This window comes from Anaeromyxobacter paludicola, from assembly GCF_023169965.1.
In the GTDB taxonomy this organism is placed as follows: domain Bacteria; phylum Myxococcota; class Myxococcia; order Myxococcales; family Anaeromyxobacteraceae; genus Anaeromyxobacter_B; species Anaeromyxobacter_B paludicola.
In genome coordinates, this window is sequence record NZ_AP025592.1 from 3195620 (window position 1) to 3208349 (window position 12730).

Consider the following 12730-nt stretch of genomic DNA (forward strand, 5'->3'; position numbering starts at 1 on the left):
GGTTCTAGCACGGGACGCGGACCGGGCTTCCTGGCGGCCCCTCCCCGGCTCTCCCCGCCCGGCGGGGAGGGAGCTCAACGAGGATTCCTCGCGCGCACCGCCTCGAGGAGCAGGAAGGCGGTCCGCTCGCCGCGACGGCGGCGGAGCGCAGAGAGGTTCCCCTCTCCCGCGACGGCGGGGGAGGGTCAGGGAGGGGGCGCTCCGGGCGCTAGACCGCGATCGGCACCGGGATGAAGGTGGCGAGGAACAGCAGCAGCGACACCACCGCGAGCAGCTTGCGCCCCGGGCCGAGCGGCTCCTCGACCAGCGCCGGCGGGTGGCGCAGGCCCACGCCGAACAGGGTGATGAGCCACCAGATGAGCCAGTTCCAGGAGGCGAAGATGCCGAAGCCGAGGAGCCCGAGGCTCACCGCCCGCGAGACCCAGAACGCGCCCCGGCGGCCGAGGAGCGCGTAGGTGACGTGGCCGCCGTCGAGCTGGCCGATGGGGATGAGGTTGAGCGTGGTGACGAAGAGCCCGAGCCAGGCGGCGAGCGCGACGGGGTGGAGGAAGACGTCGAAGCCGGGCGCGAGCGCGCCCACCACCAGCTTGGCCACCCCCCAGGTGACGAGGCTGTCCCCCATCATCTGGAGCCCGCCCCCGCCGCGGAGCTCCTGGTGCAGCCAGAGCGCGCGCAGGATCGCGAACGGCGAGCCGACGTTGGAGGCCTGCGCCGCCCCCTCCCCCACGGCCCGGATCTCGGAGTGCGCGAGCCCCCAGGCGAGGAGCGGCACCGCCACCACGAAGCCGGCGATGGGCCCGGCCGCGCCGATGTCGATGACCGCCCGCCGCGTCGGCATGGCCGAGCGGATCCGGATCACCGCGCCGAAGGTGCCGAAGCCGAACGGGACCGGGATGAAGAAGGGGAGCGTCGAGTCCACCCCGTAGGCCCTGCCGAGCAGGTAGTGGCCCATCTCGTGGCAGACCAGGATGCCGAGGATGGCGGCGGCGAAGGGCAGCCCCCCGAGCACCACCTGCGCCACGGCGTTGCCGGCCTGCGGGAGCTCGCCGAGCTGCGCGCCCGCCCAGAGGGTGGTGACGGCGGTGGCCGCGAAGAGCGCGGCGTTCACGTACGGGAAGCGGGCGCGGCGGACCGCGGCGACGGCGTCCATCCTCGGGAGCCTAAGGCTACCCGGCGCCCGGCGCAGAAAGCTCTTGGGGCGTCAGCTCGCGCAGCTGGCCCTTCTCGGCGGTGAGGAAGAAGAGCTGCCGGACCGGCTCGCGGCGGGCGTCGAACCGGAGGTCGCCGGTGGCGCCCGGCCAGGGGCGTCCGGAGGTGAGCTGGGCCCGCACCGCCTCGCGGTTCACCGCCCCGGCCTCGAGCGCGCCGCGCAGGAGCCCGGCGGCGTCGAAGGCGGAGGCCTCGAGGATGGTGGGCGGGTGCTGGTACTGCTTCTCGAAGGCCTCCACGAACCGCCGCGTCGCCGGCCGCTGCGAGCCGGCGAAGAAGCCGTCCACGAAGACCGCGCACTCGACGTAGCGCGACGCCTTCGCCACCAGGGCCGGATCGTCCCAGCCGTTCGCGCCGAGGAGCTGCACCGCGCGCGCGTCGGGCTGGTTCGTCGCCTTGCGGAAGCGCTCCAGGGCCGGCTCGTCGCAGGTGAGGGTCATCACGTCCTCGACGGCGAGGGCCGGGGCGAGCAGCGCCACGTTCTTCGCGAAGTCGGGGATGAAGACCGCGTCGAAGGTGATGATGGGGGGCAGCTCCTTGCGCAGCTTCTCCAGCGCCTTCTTGCGGCGGAAGGGGTCCTTCTCGTTCTTCTGGATCTCCTGGGCGGCCTTCCGGTAGTCGGCCCGGCGCTCGAGGCTCGACTTGCCCACGAGGTCGCGCACCATCGGCGAGAAGGTGGTCCGGTCGGCCTCGTAGGGGACCGAGCTCGACACCTCGGCGCCGCGCGCGGCGACCGCGCCGGCGAAGCTGCCGGCGAGCTCCTGGCCGTAGCTCGTCTCGGGGTAGAGCGTGGCGAAGCGCTTCAGCCCGCGGCGGGCGACGGCGAAGTCGGCGAGCGCGGCCGTCTGGGCCTCCGCCGTGAGCATGTTGCGGAAGACGAAGGCGCCGGCCTGCGTGACCCCGTCCACCTTGGAGAGCGAGATGAACGGCACGCCCTCGGCCTGGGCCGCCTGCGCGGCGGCCATCGCCTCGGCGTTGGTGACGCCGCCCACGGCGGCGATGACCTGGTCCTCGCGGGCGAGCTGCGCCAGGGCCTGGGCCGCGCCGCCCGGCTCGCCGCGCGTGTCGCGCTTCACGAGCTGGTAGGGCGTGTCGGCGAGCGCGAGCTCGAGCCCGGCGACGATCGCGTCGCCCCAGGCCTTGTAGCGGCCGGAGAGCGGCACGGCGACGCCGATGGAGGCGGTGGCGAGCGCGCCCGGGGGCGGGACGACCTGGGCGCCCTGGCCGGGGAGCGGCGGGAGGGGCCGCGCCGCGCCGGGGCCGGCGCCGGTGCCGCCGCGCGCGGGCGCCGACTGCTGCGGGGTGGCGCCGCCCTCCTCGTCGCCCTCCGGCACGCGCTTCACGCAGGCGAGGAGGACCAGCGAGACCGCCACCAGGTAATGTGACATGGCGGTGTTCTAACGCTTCTTGGCGCCGATGAGGTCGCCCACTTTGTCCCAGAAGCTGCGGGTCTGCGGGTGGGTGTCCTCCCCCGACAGGGCCGCGAAGCGCTCCAGCAGCTCGCGCTGCTCCTTCGAGAGGTGCGACGGGGTCTCGACCACCACGCGGACGTGCTGGTCGCCGCGCCCGCCGCCGTTGAGCGCCGGGATGCCCTTGCCGCGCAGGCGGAAGACCTTCCCGCTCTGCGTGCCGGCCGGGATCTTCATCTTCACTGGGCCGTCGAGGGTGGGGACGTCGAGCGCCGCGCCCAGCGCCGCCTGGGTGAACGAGATGGGCATCTCGTAGACCACCTCGGTGTCCTCGCGCCGGAAGATCGGGTGCTCGCGCACCTGCACCACCACGTAGAGGTCGCCGGGGAGCCCGCCGGGGCTCGGCGCCGGCTCGCCCTCGCCGGAGAGCTTGAGCCGCGTGTTGGTGTCCACGCCGGGCGGGACCTTCACCTCGACGGTGGCGACGTCCTTCTGCATCCCGGCGCCGCCGCAGTCCGGGCACTTGTCCACGATGACCTTGCCCTGGCCGCCGCAGCGGGGGCAGGTGCGCGCGATCGAGAAGAAGCCCTGCGTGAGCCGCACCTCGCCGGCGCCGCCGCAGGTCTGGCAGGTGCGCGGCTGGGTGCCCGGCTTCGCGCCCGAGCCCTCGCAGCGGGCGCAGCGCTTCGGGCGCGGCAGCTCGAGCCGCGCGGTGGTGCCGAAGGCCGCCTCCTCGAAGGAGAGCTCGAGGTGGTAGCGCAGGTCGGAGCCGCGCGGCCGGCCGCGGGACCGGCGCGTGCCGCCGCCGAACATCTCGCTGAAGATGTCGCCGAAGATGTCGTTGATGTTGGCCGCCCCGCCGAAGCCCTCGAACGGATTGGCCCCGGCGCCGGCGTGCCCGAACTGGTCGTAGCGGGCGCGCTTGTCGGGGTCGGAGAGGACCGCGTACGCCTCGGAGCACTCCTTGAAGCGCTCCTCGGCCCCCTTGTCGCCCTCGTTCTTGTCCGGGTGGTACTGGTGGGCGAGGCGCCGGTAGGCGCTCTTGATCTCCTGCTCGGTGGAGCCGCGGGTCACGCCGAGGACTTCGTAATAGTCGCGCTTTTCCAAGGTCATTCCAGGTCCTCACGCACGGGCGCGCGAGGAATGTAAAACCGGGCTGCCGGCTGGCAAATGCCCGGCGGCCGGGGCCGGCCCCTCCCCGGCCCTCCCCCGCCGCGCGGGAGAGGGGAGACCGACCGGCTACCCGCCGCTCGTGCTCGCGTAGATGGCGTCGGCGATCCGGTAGGCGCTGCCCTCCAGCCGGGTGAGCGCCTCCTTGATCCGGGCGGGGTCGTCCGCGCCCAGCACCGCCTTCAGGGCCTCGAGGTCGGCCTTGATCTCGGCGAGGTCGTTCGGCTTGAGCGCGCTCGCGTACTCCTCGACGCTCTTCTCGGTGGTGTAGATGAGCCCCTCGGCGTTGTTGCGGGCGTCGGCGAGCTCGCGCTTGCGCTTGTCGTCGGTCTGGTTCGACTCGGCGTCGCGGATCATCCGCTGGATCTCGTCCTCGGAGAGGCCGGAGGAGGCGGTGATCCGGATCTGCTGGGTCTTGCCGGTGCCGAGGTCCTTGGCCGAGACGTGGACGATGCCGTTGGCGTCGATGTCGAAGCTGACCTCGATCTGCGGCACGCCGCGCGGCGCCGGCGGGATGCCCACGAGCTCGAAGCGGGCCAGGGTCTTGTTGTCGGCCGCCATCTCGCGCTCGCCCTGGAGCACGTGGACCGAGACGAGGGGCTGGTTGTCCACCGCGGTGGAGAAGACCTGCGACTTCTTCGCGGGGACGGTGGTGTTCTTCTCGATGATCTTGGTGAAGACGCCGCCGGCGGTCTCGACGCCGAGGGAGAGGGGCGAGACGTCGAGGAGGAGGACGTCCTTCACCTCGCCCTTGAGCACGCCGCCCTGGATGGCGGCGCCCACCGCCACCACCTCGTCGGGGTTCACGCCCTTGTGCGGCTCCCGGCCGAAGAAGCGCTTCACCACCTCCTGGACCTTCGGCATGCGCGTCATGCCGCCGACCAGGATCACGTTGTCGAGCTCCTGCGGCTTCACGCCGGCGTCGGCGAGGGCGATCTGGCAGGGCTCGATGGTCTTCTCGACGAGGTCGCCGACCAGCTCCTCGAGCGTCTTGCGGTCGATGGTCTCGGAGAGGTGCTTCGGCCCGGTGGCCGGGTCGGCGGTGATGAAGGGGAGGTTCACCTCCGTCTCGCCGGCGCTCGACAGCTCGTGCTTGGCCCGCTCGGCGGCCTCCTTCAGCCGCTGCAGCGCCATCCGGTCCTTGCGCAGGTCGATCCGGTGCTGCTCGCGGAAGCGGTCGGCCAGCCAGTCGATGATCCGCTGGTCGAAGTCCTCGCCGCCGAGGAAGGTGTCGCCGTTGGTGGCCTTCACCTCGAACACGCCGCTGTTGAGCTCGAGGATGGTGATGTCGAAGGTGCCGCCGCCGAGGTCGTAGACGGCGATCTTCTCGGAGCGTCCCTCCTCCTGGCGGTCGATGCCGTAGGCGAGCGCCGCCGCCGTCGGCTCGTTGATGATGCGCAGCACCTCGAGCCCGGCGATGCGGCCGCCGTCCTTGGTGGCCTGGCGCTGGGCGTCGTTGAAGTAGGCCGGGCAGGTGACGATCGCCTCGGTGACCGACTCGCCGAGGTAGTCCTCGGCGGTCTGCTTCATCTTGGCGAGCACCATCGCCGAGACCTCGGCGGGCGAGTAGCGCTTGCGGTCCACCTCGACCCAGGCGTCGCCGTTGTCGGCGGGCACGATGTGGTAGGGCACGAGGCTCGCGGTGCGGGAGACCTCGGCGTCGCCCATCTTGCGGCCGATGAGCCGCTTCACCACGTAGACGGTCGAGTCGGGGTTGGTGATGGCCTGCCGCTTCGCGATCTGGCCCACCAGCCGCTCGCCCGACTCGGTGAAGGCGACCATCGAGGGGGTGGTGCGCGAGCCCTCGCTGTTCGGGATCACCACCGGCTCGCCGCCCTCCATCACCGCGACGCAGCTGTTGGTCGTGCCGAGATCGATTCCGATGACCTTGCCCATGGCGTCTCTTTCCTGGTGCGGACCTTAGGGCTGCCCGGCCCCGTCCGCGGGCGCGGCGGGCGGAGCGGCGGGTGCCGCGGCGGCGCCCTCGCCCTCGGCAGGCAGCGCCTCGGGAGCGGGGACGGCGGCGGGCGGCGGCTCGGCGGCGGCGGCCCCCTGCCGCGCCACCGCCACGCCCACCATGGCCGGGCGGAGCAGCCGCTCGGCGAGGAGGAAGCCGCGGCCGTGCTGGAACACGACCGTGCCCGGCTCGGCGTCGCCCTCCACCTGCATGATCGCCTCGTGCACGCGGGGGTCGAACGGATCGCCGAGCGCCGAGAAGATCCTCACGCCGTGCCGGGCGAGCGCGTCCTCGAAGCTCTTCAGCACGAGCTTCACGCCGCCGGCGAGCGGGTCGCCCTCCGGCGCCGCCGCGAGGGCGCGATCGAGGTTGTCCACCACCGGCACGAGGTCGTGGAGGAGCCGCTCGGCGGCGAACTTCTTCAGCTCCTCCTTCTCGCGCGCGGCGCGCTTGCGGGTGTTCTCGAGGTCGGCGGCGGTCCGGAGCAGGCGGGACTGGGCCTCGTCGAGCTCGGCCCGGAGCTTCGCCTGGCCCTCGACGGCGCGGGCGAGCTCCTCGCGCGCGGCGGCGAGGGCGGCCTCGGCCTGCGCCGCGGCGTCGGGCTCGACCTCGACCTCCACCGGCGCGCCCGGCTCGTGCCGCTCGACCGCGGCGACCGCGGCGGCGATGGCGTCTTCGGAGATGTCGGCCGAGATGGAGCCCTTCGGATCGTCGGACACGCCAGCACCTCACTCCCGTGCGAGCGCGCCGACGCTCTCGCCCCCTATGGGCCAGACCGGCGCAAGTACTGGGAGGGGCAGCGATTCTGACACACGGCCGGGGGGAAAAAAAGGATGTAGGGGCGCGGGCGCCAGGCGACGACGCCGGCCCCGGAGTCGTCCGCCGCGGGGGGGCTGGCCCGACCCCGGACCGCGACTCAGGGCTCGCCGCCGCCGCTCAGGGCGCGGGAGATCTCGCGGGCGGTCAGGTCCACGAGCGGGATGAGCCGGGCGTAGTTCATGCGCGTCGGGCCGATGACGGCGAGCGTGCCGAGCACGTCGTCGCCGCGGACGTACGGCGCCGCGACCACCGACACCTCGCCGTTCACGTCCGGCAGGCCGGCGAGCTCGCTCTCGGCGCCGATGTAGATCTGCACCTCGCGCGAGCGGAGCACGCGGTCGAGGACGCGCAGGATCCGGTCCTTCTCGGCGAAGGCGCGCAGGAGGGCGCGCGCCTTGGTGACGTCGGCGAACTCGGGGGCGTCGAGCACGCTCGCCTCGCCCTCGAGCACCACCTGCGCCTCCGGGCGCCCGGCGCCCTGGGCCTCGGCGGTCTGCTCCGCCAGGCGGAGCGCCTTCGCCAGCAGGCCGTGCAGGGCCGACTCGTCGGCGCGCATGTCGGCCAGGATCCGCTCGCGCAGCTCCTGGAACGGCGCGCTCGCGAGCTTGGCGTTGAGGTAGCTCGCGGCCCGCTCGAGCTCGCTCGCGTCCATGGCGAACTCGAGGGTGAGGAGCTTGTTGGTCACGAGCCCGGCCTGCGAGACGAAGACCGCGAGCACGCGGTTCTCGCGCAGCCGCACGAACTCGAGCTGCCGGACCGGGTCGCTCATCGGCCGCGGCGTCGTCACCACGCCCACGTGGTGGGAGAGCGAGTGCAGGAGCCCGGCGGTGTCCTCGAAGAGCGCGCCGACGTCGGGGGCGGCCTGCGTGGCGCGCTCGATCCGCTCCCGCTCCTGGGCCGAGGGCGGCCGGACCTTGAGGAGCGTGTCCACGTAGAGCCGGTAGCCGCGGCTGGTGGGGACGCGGCCGGACGAGGCGTGCGGCTTCGCGAGGTAGCCGAGCGCCTCGAGGTCGGCCATCACGTTGCGGATGGTCGCCGGCGAGCAGTCGAAGTCGTGCCGTGCGAGGAGCGGCTGGCTCGCGACCGGCTCGCCGCCGTGGATGTAGTCCTGGACCAGCGCGCGGAGGATCTCGCGCTCCCGCCTGCCCAGCTCCGGCGAGTCGGAGGCCATCTCGACCTCAGGGCTCCTCGAGGTGGCGCTGCGCCGCCGCGGCGAGCGCGGGGAAGCGGCCGGCGGCGAGGGCCTGGAAGCGGGCCTGCGCCGTGGCGCGGTCGCCGCGGAGCTCGGCGAGGAGCGCCTCGAGGTGGGTGCGCTCCTCGGGCTGCACGTAGGCGAGCGAGCGGAGGGCCGAGCCGTCGTCGGCCCGGACGGCGTCGCGGAGGGCGGCGCGGGCCTGGGCGGCGTCGCCCCGGGCGTCGGCGAGGAGCGCGACGGCGTAGAGCGGCTCGGGGCGGGTGGGATCGATGCCACGGGCCGACTCGAAGTAGGCGGCGGCGGCGCTGGCGTAGCCGTCGAGGGCGTAGAGCTCGCCCAGGTTCACGAGGGCGAGCTGCTGGTCGCGCGGCGCGCCGCGGGCCACCACCTCCTCGAGGAGCTGGCGGGCGGCGTCCGAGCGGCCCTCGAGGGAGTAGCCGAGGGCGAGGTCGTTCAGGGCCGAGAGCTTGTTCGGGTCGGCGGAGAGGGCTGCCTCGAAGGTGGCACGAGCCGCCTCGGCAGCGCCCGACTGCAGCTGGGCGCGGCCGGGGCCGTCCGGGGAGGCGATGGCCGCCAGGACCGGGGAGGCCTCGGCCTTCACGCCCGGCTGGCCGGCATCGACCCCGCCGCAGGCGGCGAGGGCCAGCAGCGCCAGCAGCGCGGGGTGGAAGCGTGGGCGAAACATGGTTTTCGAGCGCCGCGGCGGCGGCTCCCCAGCTTCGAGTCTAGCGGGGGGGAGTAGGCCTTTCAAGGAAGCGACGGATCGCGCGCTCTGCTCCGGGCGGGGGTGGCGCCCGGTTCTCCGGCACCGGCCGGACGCCGGCCGGGTCCCCGCCTCCTGCACGGCCTCCGCCCGGGACCTCGCCTCCGGCACCGGGCCCCCGGCACCGGGCCCGAGCCTCACCTCCGGCACCGGCTCGCGGGCGCGACCTCCGGCACCGGGTTAGATCCCTCCCCGACACCGGCGGCGCAGCGAGAATCGGCGCACGGGTCTCTGGAGTCGGAGCGCTCTCCTCGCCTCACCAGGAGGACGCCCCCACGCCGGCGACCGGCGGCGAAGGACGACTCGCGCCGCTGGTGTCGCGTCTTCCTGGCACTTTTCGCCGCCGCCTCCGGCACCCGCCGCTATCATGCCGCCGCCCTTGGCTTTCCAGGAACGAACGACCCCATCCGACAGCCCCGCCGTCCGGGAGGTCCTGCGCGCGCTCGCCGAAGGGCGCCCGGCCGAGGTCACCGGCCTGTCCGGCGCCGCCCGCGGCCTGCTGGCGCGCGCCCTCCTCGCCACGCCCAAGGGCCAGCCCGCGCCCGTCCTCCTCGCCGTCGCGCAGGACGAGGAGGAGGCCGATCTCCTCGCCCGCGACCTCGCCTTCTTCCTCGCAACTGGCCACAACCACTCGGTAAGTGGCGGGACCGCCCCCGGTGCCGGAGATCGGGCCGCGGGCACCTCCGGCACCGCCCTCGCCGGAGACTCGGCCGTCCTCCGGGTCCCCGCCGACCCGGTGCTCCCCTACGACGACCTCTCGCCCGACCGCGGCCTCGAGATGGAGCGGCTCGCCGCCCTCTGCCGCCTTCACCTGCGCGAGAAGGTCCGGGCGGTGGTGGTCTCGGCCCGCGCCCTCGCCCGGCGCATGGTGCCGAAGGCGGTCTTCGACGAGCTGACCGACATCCTCGGCAAGGGGGTGCAGATCGAGCGGGAGGCGCTGGCGTCGCGCCTGGTGGCGCTCGGCTACACGCGCGTCCCGCTGGTGGAGGACCCGGGCGCGTTCGCGGTCCGCGGCGGGATCGTGGACCTCTGGAGCCCGCTCGACTCGCGCCCGGTCCGGCTCGAGTTCTTCGGCGACGAGATCGAGAGCTGCCGCGCCTTCGATCCCGACGGCCAGCGGACCACCGAAGAGGTGCCGGAGGTGGTGCTCTGCCCGGCGCGCGAGGCGCTCTTCACCGAGGGGGGCAAGGCGGCCGCCAAGGAGGCGGTCCGGGAGCTCGCCGAGCGGGTGGACCGCCCGACCACCCGCGTCCGCGAGATCCTCGACGCGGTGGACGCCGGCACCCCGTTCTTCGGTATGGAGGCGCTCCTCCCCGGCTTCCACCGGGGCGGCCTCGGCACCCTCTTCGACTACCTGCCCGAGCGGCTCGTGGCGTACGTGGACGACGCCGCCAACGTCGAGGCCGCGCTCCAGGACCTCGACGAGGAGCTCGAGCGCGAGCACCGGGGGGCGGTGAAGCGCGACGAGCTGGCGCTGCCGCCCGCGGCCCACTTCCTCGGCAAATCCGAGGCCCTGGCGAAGATCGCGGGGTTGCCGCGCGTCCTCCGGCACCGGGTCTGGCTCGGTACGGCGCCGCCCATCGCCTTCCAGCTCGAGGAGACCGCGGGGCTCCGGGCCGAGATCGAGGGCGCCCACGGCGAGGAGGGGGCGCTCGCGCCGCTCCTGCGCCGGCTCGACGACTGGCGCCGGCGCGGCATCTCGACGGTGGTCGCCTGCGCCAGCCCCGGCTCGGCCGACCGGCTCCGCCGGCTCCTCGAGGACCGCCGCCAGGCCGTCCGCACCCATCCGGGACCGTTCTCCGGCACCGAGCCCTCCGCCCCCTGGTACGACCCGGCCATCCACGCCCACCTCGTGCCGGGCGACGTCACCGCCGGCTTCGTGGACGCCGGCTCCCGGCTGGCGCTCCTCTCCGACGAGGAGATCTTCGGGAAGAAGGCGCGCCGGAAGGTCCGCGCCGCCAAGGCGGACAACGCCTTCGCGGCGAGCTTCCGCGAGCTCAACGAGGGCGACCTCGTCGTCCACGTCGAGCACGGAATCGCGAAGTACCTCGGGCTCACCAAGATGCAGATCCGCGGGGTCGAGGCCGACTTCCTCGTGCTCGCGTACGAGGGGGCCGACCGGCTCTACCTCCCGGTCTCCAAGCTGCGCCAGGTGCAGAAGTTCACCGGCGCCGCGGCCGAGGCGGTGCGGCTCGACAAGCTCGGCGGGCAGTCCTTCGCCCTGCGCAAGGCGCGGGTGAAGGAGCAGCTCCTCAAGATGGCGGCGGAGCTGCTCGACGTGTACGCCGCCCGGGCCGCCCACCCCGGCTTCGAGTTCAAGGAGCCGGAGGAGCTCTTCCGCGAGTTCGAGGCCGAGTTCCCCTACGAGCCCACCCCCGACCAGGCGCGCGCCATCGAGGACGTGGTGCAGGACATGCTCAAGGCCGGCGAACGGGCCGCGGGCAAAGGCCCGATGGATCGCCTGGTGTGCGGCGACGTGGGCTACGGCAAGACCGAGGTGGCGATGCGCGCCGCCATGCTCTCGGTGCTCTCGAAGAAGCAGGTGGCGGTGCTCGTCCCCACCACCGTGCTCGCCGCCCAGCACGAGCGGAACTTCCGCGAGCGCTTCAAGGGCTACCCGGTCCGCATCGAGGCCGTGTCGCGCATGAAGTCGGCCGAGGCGGTGCGCCAGCTCCTCAAGGACGCCGCCGCCGGCAAGGTGGACATCGTCATCGGCACCCACCGGCTCCTCGCCGCCGACGTCTCCTTCAAGGACCTCGGGCTCATCGTGGTGGACGAGGAGCAGCGCTTCGGCGTGGCGCACAAGGAGCGGCTCAAGAAGCTGCGCAAGCTCGTGGACGTCCTCACGCTCACCGCGACCCCCATCCCGCGCACGCTGCACATGAGCCTCGCCGGCGCCCGCGACCTCTCGATCATCGCCACGCCGCCGGAGGACCGCCGCTCCATCCGCACCTTCGTGGTGAAGTTCGACCCGGGCGCGATCAAGGAGGCCATCGAGCAGGAGCTGAAGCGCGGCGGGCAGGTCTACTTCGTCCACAACCGCGTCCGCTCGATCGCGGCCATCGAGAAGTTCCTCTCCGAGCTCGTGCCGGGGGCGCGGCTCGGCGTGGCGCACGGGCAGATGGGCGAGGGGCAGCTCGAGAAGGTGATGAGCCGGTTCGTGAACCGCGAGATCGACGTGCTCATCGCCTCGTCGATCATCGAGAGCGGCCTCGACATCCCGAGCGCGAACACCATCATCGTGAACCGCGCCGACCACTTCGGCCTGTCGCAGCTCTACCAGATCCGCGGCCGCGTCGGCCGGAGCCGCGAGCGCGCCTACGCCTGGCTCCTCGTGCCGGCGCGCCGCCCGGTGACGAAGGACGCCCAGAAGCGGCTCGAGGTCCTGCAGCAGTTCTCCGAGCTGGGCGCCGGCTTCAAGATCGCGAGCCACGACCTCGAGATCCGCGGCGCGGGCAACCTGCTCGGCAAGGACCAGTCCGGCCACATCGAGGCGGTCGGGTTCGACCTCTACACGCAGCTCATGGACGAGGCGGTGCGCGAGCTCAAGGGCGAGCCGCCCCGGGAGGAGATCGACCCGGACGTGCAGCTGCCGGTGCCGGCCTTCATCCCCGACCCGTACATGCCCGACGTCCACCAGCGGCTCTACTTCTACAAGCGCTTCGCGCAGGCCTCGTCGGACGAGGAGCTCGACGAGATCCGGGCCGAGATCGTGGACCGCTACGGCGACGCGCCCGACGAGGTGGACGCGCTCTGCGCCCTGCACGAGGTGAAGGTCCGGCTGCGCGCGCTGCGGATCCGGGCGCTCGAGAGCGGGCCGGGGCGGCTCGTCTTCACCCTCGGGGACCAGGCGGCGCTCGACCCCTTCCAGCTCGCCAAGCGGGTGCAGGCCTCGAGCGGCGCGCTGCGGCTCACGCCCGACATGAAGCTCGTGGCGCACGTGGGGCAAGGTGGGAGCGTCGCGCCCCCGCCCGAGAAGCCGGCCCGCCCGGCGGGGAAGGCCCGCGTCAAGGCGGCGCCCGGCCGCACCGCCGCCTCGCGCCCGCCGCCCCCGCCGCTCGCGCCCACGCCCGCGCAGGAGGCCGCCCACGGGCTCGAGATGCTGCGCGCCGCGAAGGAGGTCCTGGCCGGCCTCGCCCGGGTCGCCACGGCGGACTGACGCCTTGATCCGGGCCGTTGCTTGTGCTCTTTGTCACCCGTCCGCGGCC

General features: G+C 73.6%; 8 protein-coding genes. 1 reads left to right on the forward strand and 7 read right to left on the reverse strand.

Annotated features, from left to right (window positions below; translation table 11 throughout):
- Positions 1-208: 208 nt before the first annotated feature.
- The 7 genes from AMPC_RS14310 to AMPC_RS14340 form a co-directional block, all read right to left on the reverse strand.
- Positions 209-1150 carry a site-2 protease family protein gene (locus AMPC_RS14310; RefSeq protein ID WP_248341958.1) on the reverse strand — a complete coding sequence of 314 codons (942 nt, stop codon included), beginning with the start codon at positions 1148-1150 and terminating at the stop codon, positions 209-211.
- 16 nt (positions 1151-1166) lie between these two features.
- Complete coding sequence (locus AMPC_RS14315; RefSeq protein WP_248341959.1) at positions 1167-2597, reverse strand: penicillin-binding protein activator; 1431 nt, start codon at positions 2595-2597, stop codon at positions 1167-1169.
- A gap of 9 nt (positions 2598-2606) precedes the next feature.
- On the reverse strand, positions 2607-3731 hold the full coding sequence (gene dnaJ, locus AMPC_RS14320) for a molecular chaperone DnaJ (protein WP_449658152.1): 1125 nt from the start codon (positions 3729-3731) through the stop codon (positions 2607-2609).
- Positions 3732-3857: 126 nt separating this feature from the next.
- On the reverse strand, positions 3858-5684 hold the full coding sequence (gene dnaK / locus AMPC_RS14325; RefSeq protein WP_248341960.1) for a molecular chaperone DnaK: 1827 nt from the start codon (positions 5682-5684) through the stop codon (positions 3858-3860).
- Between the two features lie 24 nt (positions 5685-5708).
- A complete protein-coding gene (locus tag AMPC_RS14330; protein WP_248341961.1) occupies positions 5709-6464 on the reverse strand; it encodes a nucleotide exchange factor GrpE in 756 nt (251 codons plus the stop codon).
- Between the two features lie 197 nt (positions 6465-6661).
- The gene (gene hrcA, locus AMPC_RS14335; protein WP_248341962.1) at positions 6662-7735 is read right to left on the reverse strand and encodes a heat-inducible transcriptional repressor HrcA; all 1074 of its coding nucleotides are present in this window, start codon (positions 7733-7735) and stop codon (positions 6662-6664) included.
- Between the two features lie 7 nt (positions 7736-7742).
- On the reverse strand, positions 7743-8444 hold the full coding sequence (locus AMPC_RS14340; RefSeq protein WP_248341963.1) for a tetratricopeptide repeat protein: 702 nt from the start codon (positions 8442-8444) through the stop codon (positions 7743-7745).
- Positions 8445-8901: 457 nt separating this feature from the next.
- Between AMPC_RS14340 and mfd the strand changes: the two genes are divergently transcribed.
- Entirely contained in the window at positions 8902-12681 is a 3780-nt protein-coding gene (gene mfd / locus AMPC_RS14345; RefSeq protein WP_248341964.1) for a transcription-repair coupling factor, read from the forward strand.
- Positions 12682-12730: the final 49 nt, after the last annotated feature.

Bases quoted from the DNA above. Each gene is read 5' to 3' on its own strand.
- dnaK (WP_248341960.1), bottom strand. From the start codon at position 5,684: ATGGGCAAGGTCATCGGAATCGATCTCGGCACGACCAACAGCTGCGTC.
- hrcA (WP_248341962.1), bottom strand. From the start codon at position 7,735: ATGGCCTCCGACTCGCCGGAGCTGGGCAGGCGGGAGCGCGAGATCCTC.
- AMPC_RS14310 (WP_248341958.1), bottom strand. From the start codon at position 1,150: ATGGACGCCGTCGCCGCGGTCCGCCGCGCCCGCTTCCCGTACGTGAAC.
- AMPC_RS14315 (WP_248341959.1), bottom strand. From the start codon at position 2,597: ATGTCACATTACCTGGTGGCGGTCTCGCTGGTCCTCCTCGCCTGCGTG.
- AMPC_RS14340 (WP_248341963.1), bottom strand. From the start codon at position 8,444: ATGTTTCGCCCACGCTTCCACCCCGCGCTGCTGGCGCTGCTGGCCCTC.
- dnaJ (WP_449658152.1), bottom strand. From the start codon at position 3,731: ATGACCTTGGAAAAGCGCGACTATTACGAAGTCCTCGGCGTGACCCGC.